General features: G+C 67.6%; 16 protein-coding genes and 1 riboswitch. Of the genes, 8 read left to right on the top strand and 8 right to left on the bottom strand.

The window, feature by feature from the left end; all coding sequences use genetic code 11:
* Window positions 1-24 precede the first annotated feature (24 nt).
* From AC1DQJ_RS12670 to ypfJ, 5 genes are all read left to right on the top strand, one after another.
* Window positions 25-936 carry a DMT family transporter gene (locus AC1DQJ_RS12670; protein ID WP_477603776.1) on the top strand — a complete coding sequence of 304 codons (912 nt, stop codon included), beginning with the start codon at window positions 25-27 and terminating at the stop codon, window positions 934-936.
* Between the two features lie 34 nt (window positions 937-970).
* Entirely contained in the window at window positions 971-2,905 is a 1,935-nt protein-coding gene (locus AC1DQJ_RS12665) for an alpha/beta hydrolase family protein (protein ID WP_477603774.1), read from the top strand.
* Between the two features lie 174 nt (window positions 2,906-3,079).
* Complete coding sequence (locus AC1DQJ_RS12660; protein WP_477603772.1) at window positions 3,080-3,637, top strand: tetratricopeptide repeat protein; 558 nt, start codon at window positions 3,080-3,082, stop codon at window positions 3,635-3,637.
* A gap of 33 nt (window positions 3,638-3,670) precedes the next feature.
* On the top strand, window positions 3,671-4,003 hold the full coding sequence (locus tag AC1DQJ_RS12655) for a hypothetical protein (protein ID WP_477603770.1): 333 nt from the start codon (window positions 3,671-3,673) through the stop codon (window positions 4,001-4,003).
* 76 nt (window positions 4,004-4,079) lie between these two features.
* On the top strand, window positions 4,080-4,928 hold the full coding sequence (gene ypfJ / locus AC1DQJ_RS12650; protein WP_477603769.1) for a KPN_02809 family neutral zinc metallopeptidase: 849 nt from the start codon (window positions 4,080-4,082) through the stop codon (window positions 4,926-4,928).
* Here ypfJ and cuyB read toward each other — a convergent pair.
* The 3 genes from cuyB to AC1DQJ_RS12635 form a co-directional block, all read right to left on the bottom strand.
* The gene (gene cuyB, locus AC1DQJ_RS12645; protein ID WP_477603767.1) at window positions 4,925-5,614 is read right to left on the bottom strand and encodes a cysteate racemase; all 690 of its coding nucleotides are present in this window, start codon (window positions 5,612-5,614) and stop codon (window positions 4,925-4,927) included. The genes ypfJ and cuyB overlap by 4 nt on opposite strands.
* Window positions 5,611-6,615 (bottom strand): D-cysteate sulfo-lyase, encoded by a 1,005-nt coding sequence (gene cuyA / locus AC1DQJ_RS12640; protein WP_477603765.1) that lies wholly within the window; start codon window positions 6,613-6,615, stop codon window positions 5,611-5,613. The genes cuyB and cuyA overlap by 4 nt, the downstream gene beginning before the upstream one ends.
* 170 nt (window positions 6,616-6,785) lie before the next feature.
* A complete protein-coding gene (locus tag AC1DQJ_RS12635; RefSeq protein ID WP_477603763.1) occupies window positions 6,786-9,209 on the bottom strand; it encodes a TonB-dependent receptor in 2,424 nt (807 codons plus the stop codon).
* On the opposite strand from AC1DQJ_RS12635, the gene AC1DQJ_RS12630 reads away from it, so the two are divergent.
* Window positions 9,094-10,908 (top strand): tetratricopeptide repeat-containing sulfotransferase family protein, encoded by a 1,815-nt coding sequence (locus tag AC1DQJ_RS12630; RefSeq protein WP_477603761.1) that lies wholly within the window; start codon window positions 9,094-9,096, stop codon window positions 10,906-10,908. The two genes, AC1DQJ_RS12635 and AC1DQJ_RS12630, sit on opposite strands and share 116 nt — an antisense overlap.
* Here the strand turns inward: AC1DQJ_RS12630 and AC1DQJ_RS12625 are convergent.
* Window positions 10,905-11,312 (bottom strand): hypothetical protein, encoded by a 408-nt coding sequence (locus tag AC1DQJ_RS12625; RefSeq protein ID WP_477603759.1) that lies wholly within the window; start codon window positions 11,310-11,312, stop codon window positions 10,905-10,907. The two genes, AC1DQJ_RS12630 and AC1DQJ_RS12625, sit on opposite strands and share 4 nt — an antisense overlap.
* Before the next feature lie 87 nt (window positions 11,313-11,399).
* Window positions 11,400-11,507, top strand: a riboswitch (TPP riboswitch).
* Window positions 11,508-11,562: 55 nt separating this feature from the next.
* Here AC1DQJ_RS12625 and thiC point away from each other — a divergent pair.
* A complete protein-coding gene (thiC, locus tag AC1DQJ_RS12620) occupies window positions 11,563-13,389 on the top strand; it encodes a phosphomethylpyrimidine synthase ThiC (protein ID WP_477603821.1) in 1,827 nt (608 codons plus the stop codon).
* A gap of 117 nt (window positions 13,390-13,506) precedes the next feature.
* On the top strand, window positions 13,507-14,244 hold the full coding sequence (locus AC1DQJ_RS12615) for a pentapeptide repeat-containing protein (protein ID WP_477603757.1): 738 nt from the start codon (window positions 13,507-13,509) through the stop codon (window positions 14,242-14,244).
* Here AC1DQJ_RS12615 and AC1DQJ_RS12610 read toward each other — a convergent pair whose 3' ends face one another.
* The 4 genes from AC1DQJ_RS12610 to AC1DQJ_RS12595 form a co-directional block, all read right to left on the bottom strand.
* On the bottom strand, window positions 14,245-14,460 hold the full coding sequence (locus AC1DQJ_RS12610; protein ID WP_477603755.1) for a hypothetical protein: 216 nt from the start codon (window positions 14,458-14,460) through the stop codon (window positions 14,245-14,247).
* 112 nt (window positions 14,461-14,572) lie between these two features.
* On the bottom strand, window positions 14,573-16,606 hold the full coding sequence (locus AC1DQJ_RS12605; protein WP_477603753.1) for a hybrid sensor histidine kinase/response regulator: 2,034 nt from the start codon (window positions 16,604-16,606) through the stop codon (window positions 14,573-14,575).
* Window positions 16,607-16,754: 148 nt separating this feature from the next.
* Entirely contained in the window at window positions 16,755-17,381 is a 627-nt protein-coding gene (locus AC1DQJ_RS12600; protein WP_477603751.1) for a hypothetical protein, read from the bottom strand.
* Window positions 17,382-17,610: 229 nt separating this feature from the next.
* On the bottom strand, window positions 17,611-18,339 hold the full coding sequence (locus tag AC1DQJ_RS12595) for an HAD family hydrolase (protein ID WP_477603749.1): 729 nt from the start codon (window positions 18,337-18,339) through the stop codon (window positions 17,611-17,613).
* Window positions 18,340-18,362 lie beyond the last annotated feature (23 nt).

Raw genomic sequence — 18,362 nt, 5'->3', positions numbered from 1 at the left:
TGCACTGCGCCGAAGGAGCGCCCATTGCCCGCCGACACCCCGTCCCACGCCGTGGTCCAGCGCAATGGCCTGGGTATCGTGCTGCGCATCGCCGCCATGGCCTGCATGGCCGGACTGGCGGCGCTGGTGAAGGCCTGCTCCGAGCGCGGCGCCCCGGTGCTCGAGATCATCTTCTTCCGCAACGCCTTCGCCTTTGTGCCGGTGCTGCTCTACGTCTGGAAGACCGCGGGCTTCAGCGTGCTGAAGACCCAGCGTCCCGGCGGTCATGCGGCGCGAGCCACGGTCGGCCTGGTCGGCATGTTCTGCGGCTTCACCGCGGTCTCCATGCTCCCACTGACCGAGTCGACGGCGCTGTCCTTCGCCTCGCCGCTGTTCATGACCGCGCTGTCGGCCGTGATCCTCAAGGAGCCGGTCGGCGTCCACCGCTGGGGCGCCGTGGTGGTCGGCTTCCTGGGCGTGCTGATTATGGTGCGCCCTGACCCAGGCCACATGGCCACGCTCGGCACGGTCTTCGCCCTGATGGGCGCCATGGGCGCAGCCGGGGCGATGATCGCCATCCGCGAGATCGGCCGCACCGAGCCGGGCCCGACCATCGTCTTCTATTTCACCCTCGCCGGCATGCTGGTGGGGCTGACCAGCCTTCCGTTTGGCGGCTGGACAGTTCCTGACACGACCACCCTGGTCATGCTGATCGGCACTGGCCTGCTGGGCGGCACGGGCCAGCTCTTCCTGACCGAGGCCCTGCGCCGGGCGCCGGTCGCGGTAGTCGCGCCATTTGACTACACCCAGCTGGTCTGGGCCTCGATCATCGGCTTCCTGGTCTGGGACGAGATCCCCCGCGCCGCGACCATCGCAGGGGCCATGGTGGTGGCCGCCAGCGGCGTCTACATCCTGCTGCGCGAGACCCGACGCTTTCGCGTGCGCAAACAAGCTTGACTATAAACCTGCGCCCCAGGGTAGAGTTCGCCTCATGCGACTGTACCTATCCGCGATTCTCGCCGCCGCCGCCCTGAGCTTCTCTCCCGCAGAAGCCGCTGTTCCCTTGGAGACCTTCGGTCGCCTGCCGACGCTTGAGCAGGTCGTGGTTTCGCCCGACGGCACGAAGCTCGCCTATGTGCGCCCGCGCGGCGACGGCCGCTCGATCCTGGTCCAGGACCTCGCCAGCCAGAAGATATTGGCCGGCGTGGACCTGGGAGAGAAGAAGCTGCGGGACGTGGCCTGGGCCGGCCCCGGCCATCTGGTGATCACCACCTCGCAGACTGCGGTGCCAACCGGCGAGCAACTGATCTTCTACTATAAGCAGGAGACCCTCCAGGCGCGGATCTACGACATCAGCAAGCGGGAGTTCCACGAGGTCCTCGGGAAGGAAGGCGGCGCCAGCAACTACATCTTCGGCCTGCCGGACGTGCGCAACTTCAACGGCGTCCCGAACGTCTTCGTGGAGGGCATGCGGGTGGTCGGCGGCGAGGCCTATGAGACTGTGTTCCGGGTGGACCCGGTCACCACCCTGACCCGGGCGGTGGAGCAGGGGACTCGCCTCGACGCCAGCACCAACTGGATTCTCGACGAGGCCGGCAACGCCGTGGCCAAGACGGAGTACGAATCCAAGACCGGCGCATGGCGGTTGATGGCCAAGCCGGATGGCCGGTGGCGGCCGATCGTGACCGGAACCTACGCCTTCGATCCCCCGAGTCTAATCGGCCTGGCCCCCGAGTCGGGCTATGTCGTGCTCGCCGCCCGGGGCAAGGATGACGAGACCGAATACCAACGCGTTCGTCTGTTCGATGGGTCGCAGGGCGAAAAGATTCAGGTCGAAGGGCCGGTTGGCTTCCTCAGCGACGCCACGACCCGCCGGCTGATCGGCTATGTCGAAAGCGAATCCCGCAAGGCTCACTTCTTCGATCCCAAGGACCAGGCCGGATGGGACCGGCTTACCCGCGCCTTTCCCGGCGAACTGGTCACCCTCGAAAGCTGGTCGGACGACCGCAAGGCGGTGGTCGTGCGGGTGCAAGGGCCGAGGACCGGCAACGCCTACGCCCTGGTGGACCTCAAGGCCGGCAGCGCCTCGATCGTCGACGACGTCTATACCGGCCTGGGACCAGCCGAAATCTCGACCGCCAAGTGGTACGATTACAAGGCGGCCGACGGCGCCAGCATCCAGGCGGTGCTGACCCTGCCCAACGGCAAGCCGGCCAAGGGCCTGCCCCTGGTTGTTCTGCCGCACGGCGGACCGGAAGCGCACGACGACCTCAGCTTCGATTGGTGGTCGCAGGCCCTGGCTGCCCGCGGCTACGCCGTCTTGCAGCCGAACTTCCGCGGATCTTCGGGCTATGGCGTGGCCTTCACCGAGGCCGGGCACGGGGAGTGGGGCCGCAAGATGCAGTCGGACGTCTCCGACGGCGTACGCAAGCTTATCGCCGACGGCACGGTCGATCCCCAGCGCGTCTGCATCGTCGGCGCCAGTTACGGCGGCTATGCAGCCCTGGCCGGCGTCACCCTGGAGCAGGGGCTCTATCGGTGCGCGGTCTCGGTGGCGGGGGTCTCGGACCTGCGCCGCATGCTGGTTTGGCTGCGTTCCCGGGGCGGCGGCGAGTTTTCCAGCCTGCGCTACTGGCGACAGTTCATGGGCGCGGAGCGCACCGGTGAAGAGGTGCTCGACAAGTTCTCGCCGGCGAAGCTGGCGGCGAAGGCCGGCGCCCCGATCCTGCTGATCCACGGCAAGGACGACACCGTGGTGGCGTATGAGCAGAGCCGGGTCATGGCCGAGGCGCTTCAGCAGGCGGGCAAGCCGGTCGAGCTGATCACTTTGCCGGGCGAGGATCACTGGCTGTCGAGCAGCGACACCCGGCTGAAGATGCTGCAGACGACCATCCAGTTCCTGGAGACGCACAACCCGCCGACCTAGGCCGGGACGGGGGATTTCCACTGTCCCGACAAGGGTTTGACCAGCCGCGCTCAACAAACCCGTGCATTGACAGAACTGCGTTCCGGGAAGATTCTGCAAGTGTTGGGGCGGACGTGCGTCGGGTCCCTTCGCAGCCTGGCGCGCGCCCGACCACAGGGCGCAGGAGGCGCAGCCATGTCCAAGGCAATTCTGCTCGCGGGGATCGCTGTAGCGACGCTGGCCATCGCCACCGCCGCGGAAGGCGCGGTGACCGTGATTGGCGGCGGGCTGGCCCAGGCTTGCTCCCAGGCCGCGATCAGCGGCGAGGACGACCTGAAGTTCCAGGAGGTCTGCACCCTGGCCTTGGACACTGAACTGATGAAGCCGCGCGACCGGGCCGGCACCTATGTCAATCGCGGCGTGCTGAAGTTGCGCCGCGCCTCTTTCACCGACGCCACCCGCGACTTCGACCAGGCGGTGCGCATCCAGCCGGACATGGGCGAGGCCTATGTGAACCGCGGCGCGGCCTCGATCGGGCAGCGGCGCTATGCCGAGAGCCTGCCGGACATCAATCGCGGGCTGGAGCTGGGAGTCACCGAGCCGGCCAAGGCCTACTACAACCGCGCCCTGGCCTATGAGGGGCTGGAGGACGCCAAGGCCGCCTATTTCGACTATCAGAAGGCGGTCGAGATAGCCCCGGATTGGGGGGCGCCGCGTGAGCAGCTGACCCGCTTCTCGGTCTCGCGGCGATAGGGAGCCAGCGCGCTCCCGGAGCGTTTTGCAGTCATGCGTTTCACTGTGCCAGTCCTGGTCCTCGCCCTGTTGCCGGCCGCTGCGGCGTTCGGCCAGTCGACGGATCTGGAATTCCAAGTGCAGCAGCGGTTCGATCAGCAGCGGGCCGTAGCGCTGGAGAATCGGCTCAACACGCTGGAGGCCAGGACCCAGACCGAGCAGCGGATCGGCGACCTGCACTCGCAGCGTGCGCCGTTGGCGTACAGCAAGATCGACGACAAGCCCCGACAGCCCGACAGCGGCATGGCCGGCTACGCCTCGATTCCCGACGCGGCGCTCGCCGCGTCCAACGCCCGTGTGCGGGAAGCTTCGCAAAACAGGCGCTGACAGGCCGCTCGCCGGCACGCATCCTCTGGTCAGGCTTGTGCGTTGAGAAATCGGCGTTTCGGGAAGGGAACACAGCATGCGTTGGCAGGGCGGTCGCCGCGGCGGCAATGTTGAAGATCGTCGGGGCATGGGCGCGGTGGGCGTCGGTGGCCTAGGCATCGGCGGCGTCGTGCTGGCGCTGATCGGCTATTTCGTGTTCGGCATCGACCCGACGACCACCATGTCCGCGGTCGAAGGCGCCGGCGGCCAAGCCTCGCAGCAGGAAGGGGTTCGGGGCACGACCCAGGACGAGGGCGGTCAGTTCGTCGATGTCGTCGAACAATCGACCACGGACGTCTGGAGCAAGATCTTCGCCGCCGAAGGCCAGTCCTACCAGCGCCCGGCCGCCGTGGTGATCTATGATCAGGCCACCGGCACAGGCTGCGGCATGGGCCAATCGGCGATGGGGCCGTTCTATTGCCCGGCCGACCAGAAGGTCTATCTCGACCTTGCGTTCTGGCAGGAACTGGAGACCCGGTTCGGGGCCAAGGGCGAAGCGGCACGGGCCTATGTCATCGCCCATGAAATCGGCCATCACGTCCAGAACCTGACCGGCGCCACGCGCCAGGTGCAACGCGGCTCCAGCGGCGCCTCCTCGGCCGCGGTCCGGTTGGAATTGCAGGCCGATTGCTATGCCGGGGTCTGGGTCGCCCATGCGCCGGATGCGTCGAGCGGTCAGGTGGCGCTTGATCCGGCCGACATCGAAGACGGCATCCGCGCCGCCGCCGCGGTGGGCGACGATGCGATCCAGAAGCAGACCCAAGGCCGGGTCATGCCCGACGCTTTCACCCACGGGACCAGCGAGCAGCGGATGCGGTGGTTCCGGACCGGCGTGCAGACCGGGGATCCCGAGTCCTGCGACACCTTCCGGGCCGCGCGGCTCTAGATCGTCGGAGCGGGCTCCAGGCCAAGGCACACCGCCACGCAGCGGCGGGCCAGCGCCTCGCCGGCGTCGATGAACGGCACGCGTCCGGAGCCGGCCTCGTAGACCAGCGGCACCTCGGTGCAGCCGGCGATGATCACCTCGGCGCCGCCCGCGATCAGGTCCGCGGTCAGTTCGGCCATCTGGCTGCGCACCTCGGCCGAGCGCTCGCCGCGCTTGATCCGATAGATCAGGTCCATGAACTGCTCCTGGCGCGCCGGCTCCAGGGTGACGATGCCCATGCCCTGCGCGGCCAGGTACTCACGATAGAGCTTCAGGGCCTGACGGGTGCCCAGCACGCCGGCTCGGCGCGCGCCGGTGTCGCGCGCGGCGACCGACGCGGTGCCGATCATGTCGATCAGCGGCAGGCCCGAGGCGCGGACGATCACGTCGGCATAGGCGTGGGCGGTGTTGCAGGCGATGGCCAGCACGTCGGCCCCCGCGCCGCGCAGGGCGCCGGCCATCTCCGCCAGCACCGGGCCCGGCTTGTTCAGGGGGTCGTTGCGGTCGGGCACCTGCGGATTGATGTCCACCAGGGTGCGGATGTGGTCCTGGTCGCGCTCGGCGGGGGTCAGGGCCTGCAGCTTGGTCAGGAAGTCCAGGGTGGCGGCCGGCCCCATGCCGCCGAGCACGCCCAGCACCAGGATCATTGCAGGGATCCTTCCAGTTCGCCGTGATAGCCGAACAGACCCTGCGCGCCGCCGGTGTGCAGGAAGACCACGGTCTCGTCGCCGAACGTCCCCTTGCGGGCGAGGTCGATCAAGCCCTTCATCGCCTTGCCGCTGTAGACGGGATCCAGCAGCAGGCCCTCGGTGCGGGCCGCCAGCTTCAGGGCGTCGATCACCGCCTCGTCGATCAGGCCATAGCCGGCCCCGACATAATCGCAGTTGGCGACTGTCATCTCGCGGGCCACCCGCTCTTCGTGGCCGAGCAGCGCAGCGGTCTCGACCGCCAGCTTATGGACGTTGGCCTCCTGGGTTTCCTTGGGCGCGCGCACGCCGATGCCGAGGATCGGGATGTCGGCGCCGGCCAGGGCCAGGCCCGCGACCAGGCCGGCATGGGTGCCGGCGCTGCCAGTGGCGGTGACCAGACGGTCGATGACGAGTCCCTGCTGATCGGCTTGGCGCACCAGTTCCAGGGCGCAGTCGACATAGCCGAGCGCGCCGATGGTGTTGGAGCCGCCGCCGGGGATCACGTAGGGCTTGCCGCCGCGGGCCCGGACGGCCTCGGCGCTCTTGGCCAACTCGGCGTTCATGTCGGTCCCGCCGGGGACGTTGCGGATCGAGGCGCCCAGCAACCGGTCGAGCAGCACGTTGCCCGAGCCGTTGTAGTCGATGGCCTTGGAGCCGGTGCGCTCCTCCAGGATGACCTCGCAGGCCAGGCCGAACCGGGCGGCCGCGGCCGCGGTCTGGCGCACGTGGTTCGATTGGACGGCGCCTTGAGTGATCAGTGTGTCGGCGCCCTGGGCCAGCGCCTCGCCGACCAGGAACTCCAGCTTGCGGGTCTTGTTGCCGCCGCCCGCCAGGCCCGTGCAGTCGTCCCGCTTGATGTAGAGCTGCTTGAGACCCAAGGCCTGCGCCAGCCGCGGGGCGGCTTCGAGCGGGGTTGGCAGGTGGGCGAAACGCGCGCGCGGGAACTTGGCCAGATGCATGGGGTACTCCTTGGCCGCCTGCGTAGCACGCGGCCAAGGTTCCCCGCCACCGGCTGCTAGTCCCTTTTCGGTTCAGGTGGAATCACCTGAATCTGGAAAAAAGGGTCTATCTTCAAAAGTTTAGAGTGTGACGGTCGCTTCAACCGGCTTCCACTTGAAGCTGTCACGCTCTAGCCGCCCCATTTCTTGCTGAAACGCAGCCCGATCTGACGCGGCGGCGCAACATCCACATAGAATGACCGGACATAGACCGGGCCGCCGTCGGCGTCGGTCAGGGTCTGGTTGTAGAGCGGCGTGTTGCGGGCGTTGGTCTCTACGTATTCGTCGAACAGGTTGTTGGCGTAGAGCGTCACCGTCCAGACGGCGTCCGGGTCGGTCAGCGCGATGCGGGCGTTGTGCATCGTGTAGCCGTCGAGCGTGTAGCCGCCGCCGCGGCCTCCGGTGCGCGTGAGGATGTCGCCGGTCGCAGTGACGTTCCAGGCCAGCTCAAGGTCCAGCCCGTCGAACACCTGGGTGTCGTAGATGACCGCGAAGCTGCCCTGCTGCTCGGGCGATCCAGGCAGGCGGTCGCCGGGTTCGCCGTCGAGGAACACCGCCGGGTCTGACGAGAACCCGGGCGGTACGATGGTGCGCACCAGCGCCGGCGCCAGGTCGGTCAGCTCGGCCTTGGTGTAGGAGTAGCTGCCCTGGATGGTGAGGCCCTCGGTGACGTCGGCGCTGAAGTTCAGTTCCACGCCCGAGCTCTCCGCCCCCTGGCCGTTCTTGGTGATCGGGATGGCCCCGTTCACGGTGGCCGAGGAGACCTGGATGTCCTCCCACTGGATGTAGAACAGCGAGCCGTTCAGGGTCAGGCGCTTGTCGAACCACTGGGTCTTGGCCCCCAGCTCGTAGTTCAGCGTCTTGTCCGGCAGGTACTGCATCTCGTTGGGCAGGGCGCAGGCCAGCTGCTGGTTCTGCGGGATCGGGTCGGGGCAGGGGCCAACGCCGTTGGAATTGCCGATCCGGTAGCCCTGGCTGACCGTGAAATAGGCCATCGCGTCGTCGGTGAACTTGTAGGAGGTGTTGAACTTGCCCAGCCAGCCATCGTCCTCCTGGCCGCCGTCCTCGTAGTCCAGGAACACCTGATCGGGCGTGCCGTTGAACAGCGGGAAGTCCACGGCCGACTTGGTCTTCAGGTCGTACTTGTAGTAGCGCGCGCCCAGGCTCATCGACCAGGCGTCGGTGATGTCGTAGGTCAGCTCGCCATAGGCGGCCATTTCCTTCAGCTCGCTGACGTTGACCGAGAAGTATTCCAGGTCGTCCGGGCGATCGACGCCGATGAAGGCCGCGTAACCGGGGGTGTACTCGGCGCTCTGGTTCCAGGATTCGAAGCTGTTGTAGAAGGCTCCGACGATCCAGCCGAGCGGGCCCTCGCTATTGGAGACCAGCCGGAGCTCCTGGTTGAAGGTCTCCTCCTTGCCCTTCTCGGCGGTGAAGGCCGAAAAGGTCGGGAACGCCTCATAGGAGTATTCCAGGGTGATCAGCAGGTCGGTCTGATCGCGCTGGCCCTTCTCGTCGTACTGCGAGAGCGCCGTGGCCGAGGTTAGGTCCGCGAACCCGAGGTCGGCGGTCATCTCCAGCGCCAGCAGCTGGTTGTCGCGCTCGTTCGGCTCCTCGTAGCGCAGCGCCGACTCGTACTCGCCAATCGCCACCGGGAAGTTGGTCAGGTGCTTGGAGGAGACCTGCCGCGCGCCGACGTCCTGGAACTGGAAGTAGTAGGTCAGGTTCATGTCCAGCCACTCGGCGGGCTGGAACCGGAAACCGAGCCGGCCGGAGGTGGTGTCCTCGCTGTTGGCGTCCTTGACGCTGCGCAGGTTCCGCTCGACGTCGGCGGGGTCGGTGAAGTCAGGGTCGGCGTCCGACACCCCGGGGGTGCGCACGACGTACTTGTAGTCGATGAAGCCGCTGTCGGTCAGCACGTCGAGATTGCCGCGGATCGCGAAGTTGTCGCTCGGCGAGTAGTTGAAGGTGATCCCCACGTCGGTCGAGGGATCTTCCGCCTCGCTGTACTGGTAGCCGTCCGCGCGGATCTCGAACGTGTTCACCCCGAACTGGCCGCGCCGCGGGATGTAGCGGATGGCCCCGCCCAGGGTGCCGGAGCCGTAGAGGGTGCCCTGCGGTCCGAGCAGCACCTCGACCCGATCCATGTCGTTGAGCTTCAGGTCGATATAGACGGGGATGTCGCCAAGATAGGTCGCCACCGTGCCGCTGCCGCCGGAGTTGTCGCCATCGTTGGAGCCGAGCGGGTCGGCGTTGAGGCCGCGCACCACGATGCGGCTGGAGCCGCGGCCCCCCTGATCGACCACGTGGATGCCGGGCACCCCGCGCACGACCTCGGTCAAGTCCTTGATCCCGGCTCGCTCGATGGCCACGCCGCTGACCGCGGCGATGTTGATCGGCACGTCCTGGACCACTGCGTCACGACGGGTGGCGGTGACGATGATCTCCTCGACCTGGGTGGCCTGGGCGGCGGCGAGCCCGGGCGCGGCGGTCAGGGCGGCAGCGCTGATGGACGCCAGCAGTCGCGTGCGGCGCCCGGCTTTGATGGCCGGCATGATTCTTCCCCCGAAAAGCGTTCCTGAAGAACGCTGGTACGGAGGAGGCGCCCATCTCAACGTCTTTGTTGCAAGACGGAGCGAAAAGCATGACGGTGATCTAATTCTGCACAGGGCGCGACCGACGCTGGAAATGGAAAGTATCGAAGGCGCGCTGCGCCACGCAGAAGGGTTGTTGGCGAGTCGAAACTATCAGGCCGCGCACAGGGAGTGCTTAGCCGTACTCAAGGTAGATCCGGCGCAATGGCGCGCCTGGTTCCTCCTCGGAGTATTGGCTGCTGATCATTCTAATTACGCGCGCGCAATCGAACTGCTGGAAAAAGCGGCAAGCCTCAATGTCGCCGCCCCCGAGCCGTTGGTTCAGCTTGCCCGTTGCAAGGTCGCCACGAACCGCCAGGCGCAGGCGGTGGAGCTGGCCGAGCGCGCCGCCGCCATGGATCCGCAGGACGCGCTGAGCCTCGACACGCTCGGCGTGGTCTTCACCCGCGCGGGCCTTCACGAGCGGGCCATCGACTTCTTCGAGCAGGCGGCCGCGCGCGAACCGCGCAACGCCAGCTTCCAGTACAATCTCGCCGCCGCCCGGCAGTTCGCCGGGCGCTTCGAAGCGGCCGAGAGCGCCTATGGCGCGGCCCTGGAGCAGGATCCCGGCCTCTATCGCGCCTGGTCATCGCGCGTGCAGCTGCGCCGCCAGGCGCCGGAAGCGAACTTCCTGCCGCAACTGACGGCGCTGATCGCGCAGCCTTCCGAGGACCCCGACCGCGCCCTGCACCTGGGCCACGCCCTGGCCAAGACCTGCGAGGACCTGGGCGACCTGCCGGCGGCGCTGGGCTGGCTCGGCCGCGCCAAGGCCGCCAAACGCGCGGCGCTGGCCTATGACCCGGCCGCGGATGCGGCGCTGTTCGAGGCGGCGGCGGGATCGCCGCCGCGCAGTCGCGCCATAGGCGGCGAGGGGCCGATCTTCGTCGTCGGCCTGCCGCGCACCGGCACCACCCTGGTCGACCGAATTCTGTCGAGCCATCCGCAGGTGGTCTCGGCCGGCGAGCTGACCAATTTCGCGCTGATCGTGAAGCGGGCGGCGGCGACCGCTTCAAACCTGGTGCTCGATCCGGAAACCCTGCAGGCCGCTGCCGGCCTCGACCTCGCCGCCGTCGGCCGGGCCTATCTCGACAGCGTCGCCACCCTCCGGAAGGGCGCGGCCCGCTTCGTCGACAAGATGCCGCTCAACATTGTCTATGCCGGGCTGATCCACGCCGCCCTGCCGGACGCCCGGATCGTGTGCCTGCGCCGCGATCCGATGGACGCCTGCCTGTCGAACTACCGCCAGCTCTTCGCCACTGGCTTCTCGTACTACAACTACGCCTACGATCTTGAAGACGTCGGTCGCTACTATCTCGGCTTCGAGCGCTTGGTCGCCCACTGGCGCGCGACCCTGCCGAGCGACCGGTTCACCGAGGTCGCCTACGAGGATCTGGTTACCGATCAGGAAGGGGAGACCCGCCGCCTGCTGGGGTTCTGCGGTCTGGACTGGGACCCGCGCTGCCTGGATTTCCACCAGAACGCCGCGCCGGTGGCGACCGCCAGTTCGGTGCAGGTGCGACAGCCGCTCTATTCATCCTCGATCGGCCGCTGGCGGCGATATGGCGAGGGCCTCGACCCGTTGCGCGCGGTGCTGGAAGCGGGCGGCCTGCAGATCGGCTAGGGCCGGACCTTCGGCGGCAGGGCGGCGATCTCGTCTGGGGTCAGCCGGGTCATCTGCCTGATGATGCAGGGCGATAGCGCGCCGGGGCCGACATGCACCTTCAGGCTCAGGTCCAGCGGCCGGCAGATCAAATCGTTGCCGCTGACCGGCTCCAATACCAGCGGGTCGTTGGTCGAGGCGCCGGCCAGGCAATTGCCCGCCATGTCCAGCCGAAAGACGTCCCGGCTGTTGCGGATCGCGAGGTAGAGGGTCTGGTTGTCGCCCTTGGTGTGGTTGCGGATTTCGCTCATCCGGAAGCACGGGTTGGTCGAAGGGGCTGGCTGGGCCGCCGGTTGGGCGGCGGCGGTCGTGGCGGCGCCGAAAGCCACCATGGCGAAGGCCGCGACGAGGGGCAGGCGTTGCATGGCGATCCTCCTTTGGCCGCGATCAAAGGACCAGATTGCGGCTGGACGGCGGCGCTTTCCATCCGGTTCATTCGCGCCTAAGAGTGGGGCTTGTCCTCGGGGGGCCGCGCTTAGGCGGCTGAGAGGCGGGCGAGCCCGCGACCCGTAGAACCTGATCCGGGTCATGCCGGCGAAGGGAAGGCGTTTCGAGCGTGCGCATGCTCGGATTCCCGCTCGCCGGCGGCCCTTGGCCGTGAAGGAGCTTGCGCCGGTGAACATCCAGACGCCCGTCAAAGACGCCATTCCCACCGGTGAGCGCCCCGGCTCGCGCAAGGTCTATCAGCCCGGCGTGCTCTGGCCCGACATCCGCGTGCCGTTCCGTGAAGTGGCGGTTCACCCGTCGGCGAACGAGCCGCCGGTGACCATCTACGACCCGTCCGGCCCCTATACCGACCCCAAGGTGAAGATCGACATCGATCAGGGCCTGTCACGGCTGCGCGAGCCCTGGGTCGTCTCCCGCGGCGATCTCGAGATCGTCGCCAATCCACGCGAGGTGAAGCCGGAGGACAATGGCTTCGCCAAGGGCGAGCACCTGGCCCCGCAGTTCGACGCCCCGCGCCGGATCTATCGCGCCAAGGGCGGCGGCGCCGTCACTCAGCTGGACTACGCCCGCCGCGGGATCATTACGCCGGAGATGGAATACGTCGCCATCCGCGAGAACCTGCGCCGCAAGGAGAGCGACCCGTTCATCCGTGACGGCGAGGATTTCGGGGCCTCGATCCCGGACTTCGTGACGCCGGAGTTCGTGCGTGACGAGGTGGCGCGCGGTCGGGCGATCATCCCGGCCAACATCAACCACACCGAACTCGAGCCGATGGCCATCGGCCGCAACTTCCTGGTCAAGATCAACGCCAACATCGGCAACTCGGCGGTGCTGTCGACTGTCGCCGACGAGGTCGACAAGATGGTCTGGGCGATCCGCTGGGGCGCCGACACGGTCATGGACCTGTCGACCGGCCGTAACATCCACAACATCCGCGACTGGATCATCCGCAACAGCCCGGTGCCGATCGGCACCGTGCCGATCTACCAGGCGCTGGAGAAGGTCAACGGCATCGCCGAGGACCTGAATTGGGAAGTCTTCCGCGACACCCTGATCGAGCAGGCCGAGCAAGGCGTCGACTACTTCACCATCCATGCCGGCGTGCGGCTGGCCTATGTGCCGCTGACCGCCAAGCGGGTGACCGGCATCGTCTCGCGCGGCGGCTCGATCATGGCCAAGTGGTGCCTGGCGCACCACAAGGAGAACTTCCTCTACGAGCACTTCGAAGACATCTGCGAGATCATGCGCGCCTACGACGTGTCGTTCTCGCTCGGCGACGGCCTGCGTCCGGGCTCGATCGCCGACGCCAACGACGCAGCTCAGTTCGCCGAGCTGGAGACCCTGGGCGAGCTGACGCCGATCGCCTGGAAGCACGGCGTGCAGGTGATGATCGAGGGCCCCGGCCACGTGCCGATGCACAAGATCAAGGCCAACATGGACAAGCAGCTGGCCACCTGCGGCGAGGCGCCGTTCTACACGCTCGGCCCGCTAACCACCGACGTGGCCCCCGGCTACGACCACATCACCAGCGCCATCGGGGCGGCGATGATCGGTTGGTTCGGCACCGCCATGCTCTGCTACGTGACGCCCAAGGAGCACCTGGGCCTGCCCGATCGCGAGGACGTCAAGCAGGGAGTGATCACCTACAAGATCGCCGCCCACGCCGCCGACCTGGCCAAGGGCCATCCCACCGCGCGCGCCTGGGACGACGCGCTCAGCCGCGCCCGCTTCGAATTCCGCTGGGAGGATCAGTTCAACCTCGGCCTCGACCCGGAGACCGCACGCGAATTCCACGACGAGTCGCTGCCGAAGGAGGCGATGAAGACCGCCCACTTCTGCTCAATGTGCGGCCCCAAGTTCTGCTCGATGAAGATCAGCCAGGACATCCGCGACGCCGCCGCCAAGCAGAACGACGTGGCCGAGGCCGGTATGGCGGAGATGAGCGAGAAATTCCGCGCCGAGGGCGGGGAGATCTACGTCAAGTCGGAGGGCTGACCCGCCCGCACCGCTCACCCGCGGCCAAGCGAGCTATCCGTGCTGCGACCGCTTCCGACGTGGATCGGGCATACTCAGTTTGGGCCCCGGCTTTCGCCGGGGTGAGCGGAGGTTGGGATGGAACTCAAGGCTGGCGCGCAATTCTCGGGCCGGGACCTATCGGACCTCGACTTCACCGACGCTGACCTCACCGATGCGGTGTTCGATGGCTGCACGATCCGCGAGGTCCAGGTCCAGGGCGCGGTGCTGCAGGGCGCGCGGTTCAAGGCTTGCCGTCTGATCCGACCGCGCTTCGCCCAGAGCGATCTGCGCGAGGCGGTGTTCGAGGACTGCAGCTTCGCCGATGACGAAGGCCATGTCGGGGCCGTCTTCGCCTTCTGCCGGATGGAGGAGGCGCGCGTGCGCAAGTGTGACTTGTCGTTCGCTCGGTTCGAGCGCTCGTCGCTCTACGGGATCGAGATCGAGGCCTGCAATCTGCGGGGCGCGGCCTTTGTCCGGGCCGACTTCAGCCGCGCCTTCGGCCGCAATGTCGTGCAATGGGCCGGCGCGCTGAAAGGCTGCAATCTGGAACTGGCCGACCTGACCCAGCTGCGGTTGCCCGAAGGCGACTTCAACCGCTCGAGCTTTCGCGAGGCGGCGCTCGTCGACGCCGACCTGGAGGGCGCCGACCTGCGCGAATGCGATTTCTTCCAGGCCCTGACGGTGGGGGCCAAGCTCGCCCGCGCCGACCTTCGGGGAGCCGAGGTCAGCGGGCTGAACCTTTCGGAACTAGCCAGCCTTGCGGGGATGAAGGTGGCGGCAGATCAGCAGCACCGGCTGCTCACCGCCATGGGGCTCGACGTCTACGCCGAGTGATCAGTCGCGCTCGGCGCGGACCTTGACCGGCTCGTCCTTCCAGACCCGGACGGCGACGGCGGCGGTGATCGAGGCCAGGATGGCGGTGATCGCCCCGCACCATTGAAGCGTGTTCATGCCCGAGGCGGCGAAACGGCCAACGGCGGCGCTGACGAAAAACACGAGAGCCGCGGTGCCCCACTCGGCGCCCCAGCTCGAAAACAACAGCTTCAGCATGAAAGTCCTCAAATGGATCCCGACCTGCGGCTGGTCATAAGCCAGAGAGAACGCGGTTCGGGAATGTGGCATCCGGTCGCTTGACCGTAGGCGCAGAGGTCTTTCGCGTAGTCTAGGCGGCCGCCGCGATCGCCTGGCGCTCGGCCACCGCCTGCAGCACGCCGAACAGTTTGGCGGCCTCGATCGGCTTGGGCATGTGCAGGTCAGCGCCCGCCGCGAGGCTGGCGGCCTGGTGCTCGGGCAAGGCGTTGGCGGTCAGCATGACGATCGGCGTGCGGATCATGCCCCGGCCGCGTTCGCGCTCGCGGATGGCGCGCACCGCAATCAGGCCGTCCATTACCGGCATCTGCATGTCCATCAACACCAGGTCGAAGCGCTGGTTGGCGAAGGCGTCACAGGCTTCCTGGCCGTTCTCGACACAGATCAAGTCGACCTCGAACTCGGCGAACAGCACCTGCACCACCTTGCGGTTGGTCGGATGGTCGTCAGCCAGCAGGATGCGCAGCGGCCGATCGGGCACGGCGTCCGGATCATCCTCGACAACCGGCGCCGGGGTCGCGGTGGTCACCGCCATCGGCAACCTCACGGTGAAGGTTGCGCCCTCGCCGGGGGCGCCGGCGGCGTCGATCTCGCCGCCCATCAGGGTGACCAGCTGGCGGGCGATGGTCAGGCCAAGGCCAGTGCCCCCGAACTGGCGGGTGGCGGAGCCGTCGCCCTGCTGGAAGCGGTCGAACAGCCGGGCCTTGTCGGCGGGATCGAAGCCGATGCCGGTGTCCTGCACGTCGATGCGCCAGCGGTTCTGCCCTTCGGCCCGGACGGCGATGGCCACATAGCCTTCGCTGGTGAACTTCACGGCGTTGGAGACCAGGTTGATCAGCACCTGCTTCACGCGCACCGCGTCGGCGTGGACCACGGCTTCGGCCGCCGGGTCGATGTCGATGATCAGGTCCAGCGCCTTCTCGTCGGCCCGTTCGCGGGCCAGGGCGGCGACCGCTCGCACGGCGTCGCCGAGGTGGAACGGGCGGGCCTCGACCTTTACGGTTCCGGTCTCGATCCGGGACAGGTCCAGCACGTCGGACAGCAGGCGCTCAAGCGCCTGGCCGGAGCTCTGAATGATGCCGACCATCTCCTCCTGGGCGGGGGAGAGCGAGGTACGCTGCAGGGCCGCGGCGATTGCGTTGACGCCGTTCAGCGGCGTGCGGATCTCGTGGCTCATGTTGGCCAGGAAGTCGGCCTGGCTCTTGTGGCTGGCCACGAACTGCAGCGCCGCGGAGCGGGTGCGGATGATCATCACGGCGCCGACGACGCCGAACGCCAGCAACACCAGCGCGATAGGCGCGGCGGCGGCCCGGGCGATCTCCGTGCCCGGTTTCTGCGGCGTCCAGCTCAGCACCAGCGGCGGCTGCCCCGGTCCGGTCGGCAGCGCAATATGCGCGTCGCCCGGCGCGATATGCGGCAGCCCAAGGGTGGAGCGGAGATTCTGCAGCTGGAAGCGGTCCTTCAGGCGGCCCAGCGAGCCGCCGTCCATCTTCAGCGCCATGACCACGACCGGCGCGAACGGGGTGCGCGGCACGGCGGTGGCGAAGTCGGGCTGCACGAGTGTGGCGGAGACCAGATAGACCTGACCGTCGTGGGCGACGAAGTCGCTGGCCTGGATGGCTCGGGAGACCAGCACCTTGTCGGAGCCGGGGGCGCGGCGGGTGATCGGGCCGCGCTCGGCCTCGGCGCGGCGGACCTTGGCGATCAGCGGCGCTGCGCCCTCGAAGTGCTCGAACGCCTTCGGTGAAATGGTCTGGGCGTGGCTGCGCGCGTAGATCGCGCGGTTGTCGCCGTTCAGCACGAACAACTGATCGAAGTCGATGTTCTGCGCGAAGTAGTCGTTGAGGTTGGCCTTGGCCCAGGCCGGATCGAAGCGGTTGTCCAGGTTGACGACGGCCTCGTCCCAGTTGGTCTCGGGTAGGATCGAGCGCTCGATCTCGTGGATGCTGGTCAGGACCCCGCCGCGGACCAACGCTTCTTCGCGCAGGCGCACGTCCTTGTCGACTTGGCCAGCCCAGATCAGCAGGCTGGCGACAAACACCGTCATCGCGCCCAGGGCCAACGCCAGGAGCGGCGCCAACAACCTAAACTCGGAATTGCGCCGCATCGCCCCCGGCCCTCACTCCGCACGTTTGCAGAACTGAAACCGACACTTGCGTCAAAGAAGGTTAAGGGAGGGTGTGGTCAAGCTGGATGCACGAAAAAGGCGACCTCCCACGGAAGGCCGCCTTTCTCCGTCTGCCTCGGTCAGGCCCCTACGGCGTCGGCTCCCCTAGGCTCTCCGGAGCTGGCGTCTGGGCCGCGGGCGCGGCTGCATTCGGATCTGTCGGCGCGATCGCCGGCGGGGCCACGGGCGCTCCAGCCGGGGTCTGGGCGAGCGCCGAATAAGGGATCGGCGCGTCCGGAAGGCGGGCGCTGGTGTCGCTGGCCCAGGTCTCAGGGCTGTCGGCGACCGGCGCCGGGCGCGGGCGGGCGGTGCGCTCGGGCGTCGCACGGGCCTCGCGAGCGACCGGGTTCTCGCTCACCCGCGTGATGGGCTGCTGCTCAGCCACAATCGGGCCGGGCGCCGGTTCCCGAGTGGTGGCGGCGATCTCGGTGACCGGCGGGGCTGCGGCCGGGGCGGTAGTCTGCTCGGCGAACAGCTCCTGCCGCGGCTGCATCATGTAATAGCCGGCGGCGGCCAGCAGAGCCGCGGCGGCGACGCCGGCCGCGATCGCCGGGACGGGCGGGCCTGAGCGCTTCTTGGCGGTGCGGGCATAGATCGGCGTGCCGAAGACCGGAGCTTCGTCGATCTCGGTCGCGGCGCCGGGCGCCGGACGACGCTCGTCGGGCGTCAGGCCTGTATAGGTCGGGCGGGCGACTGGGTCGTACGCAGTGCTCATGTGACACCTCTGATGTTTCTCTGCTTAGGGAAACGGTCGTGGTTGGCACATGTTCCGCATGTCCATAGGAACGGGCTCGACAGATGGGCTGAGACCTAAGGAATGTGTTGGCATATCAAGCGATCGGCATTCCGCCGATGGGTGTGTATATTCCACACGAGCGCACGTTGTGTTTCGCCGTATGAGGCGAATGTTGACGCGATATTGGCATGATTGCCGCTATATCGCCTTATTTGCTCGGGTTCAGCTCTGCGATCGTCCGAATGATGCGGTCCGGCTTGACCAAGCTGCCGATCGGCAGGCCCTCTCCCAGGTGATCGTGCCAGATGGCGTAGATCCCCAGCCCCCGCGGCGCGGCCACCTCCCACTCGAGATTGTCGCCGACCATCCAGGTCTCATGGGCCTCGACGCCCAGCGCCTGCATGGCGTGCAGATAGGCCTTTTCCTCGGGTTTGCCGAAGCCGGCCTCGCCCTCGATCTGGACGTGATCGAACAGCGGGGCGAGCTTGAAGCGCTCGACCTTGGCGCGCTGTGGCGCCGCTGCGCCGTTGGTGACCAGGGCGAGCTTCACCCCCAGCGCACGGAACGCCTCGATGGTCTCCACCGCGCCCGGGAAGAACTTGGCCTGCTCTTCGCGGTAGACGTGGAACCGCTCGCCGAATGTCTTGGCGAACTCCGAAGTGAGGGCGGGAGCTCGCGCCCGCATCTCAGCAAAGCCCGTATCGACGGCGATGACCCGGCCCGCGGCCAGGTTCTTGCGCCAGATCGCAGCGCGGGTCTCGTCGGACCAGAATTCGCGGAACCCGGCTTCCAGCGCCAGGCTCGCCTCCTGCGGCGAGATCGGCGCGAAGGTCGCCGCGAACTCCTCGACCACCTCCTGCAGGATCTGCCGGCGTGAACCGAACGAGATGATGGTTTCGTCGAGGTCGAACAGAATCGCTTTGGGCAGGTCGCACATGGAAGATTCCACTGCCAGGAAAC

Source organism: Phenylobacterium sp. P4_E10 (assembly GCF_056401675.1).
Note: the sequence above shows the minus strand (reverse complement) of the source record. Positions and strands in the feature narration are given on the sequence as shown.

What these genes read in the sequence shown, in the direction of transcription:
- AC1DQJ_RS12660 (WP_477603772.1), top strand. Translation starts at nt 3,080, where the DNA reads ATGTCCAAGGCAATTCTGCTCGCGGGGATCGCTGTAGCGACGCTGGCC.
- AC1DQJ_RS12605 (WP_477603753.1), bottom strand. Translation starts at nt 16,606, where the DNA reads ATGCGGCGCAATTCCGAGTTTAGGTTGTTGGCGCCGCTCCTGGCGTTG.
- cuyB (WP_477603767.1), bottom strand. Translation starts at nt 5,614, where the DNA reads ATGATCCTGGTGCTGGGCGTGCTCGGCGGCATGGGGCCGGCCGCCACC.
- AC1DQJ_RS12610 (WP_477603755.1), bottom strand. Translation starts at nt 14,460, where the DNA reads ATGCTGAAGCTGTTGTTTTCGAGCTGGGGCGCCGAGTGGGGCACCGCG.
- AC1DQJ_RS12600 (WP_477603751.1), bottom strand. Translation starts at nt 17,381, where the DNA reads ATGAGCACTGCGTACGACCCAGTCGCCCGCCCGACCTATACAGGCCTG.
- AC1DQJ_RS12635 (WP_477603763.1), bottom strand. Translation starts at nt 9,209, where the DNA reads ATGCCGGCCATCAAAGCCGGGCGCCGCACGCGACTGCTGGCGTCCATC.
- AC1DQJ_RS12625 (WP_477603759.1), bottom strand. Translation starts at nt 11,312, where the DNA reads ATGCAACGCCTGCCCCTCGTCGCGGCCTTCGCCATGGTGGCTTTCGGC.
- cuyA (WP_477603765.1), bottom strand. Translation starts at nt 6,615, where the DNA reads ATGCATCTGGCCAAGTTCCCGCGCGCGCGTTTCGCCCACCTGCCAACC.
- AC1DQJ_RS12655 (WP_477603770.1), top strand. Translation starts at nt 3,671, where the DNA reads ATGCGTTTCACTGTGCCAGTCCTGGTCCTCGCCCTGTTGCCGGCCGCT.
- ypfJ (WP_477603769.1), top strand. Translation starts at nt 4,080, where the DNA reads ATGCGTTGGCAGGGCGGTCGCCGCGGCGGCAATGTTGAAGATCGTCGG.
- AC1DQJ_RS12630 (WP_477603761.1), top strand. Translation starts at nt 9,094, where the DNA reads ATGATCTCCTCGACCTGGGTGGCCTGGGCGGCGGCGAGCCCGGGCGCG.
- AC1DQJ_RS12595 (WP_477603749.1), bottom strand. Translation starts at nt 18,339, where the DNA reads ATGTGCGACCTGCCCAAAGCGATTCTGTTCGACCTCGACGAAACCATC.
- AC1DQJ_RS12615 (WP_477603757.1), top strand. Translation starts at nt 13,507, where the DNA reads ATGGAACTCAAGGCTGGCGCGCAATTCTCGGGCCGGGACCTATCGGAC.
- AC1DQJ_RS12665 (WP_477603774.1), top strand. Translation starts at nt 971, where the DNA reads ATGCGACTGTACCTATCCGCGATTCTCGCCGCCGCCGCCCTGAGCTTC.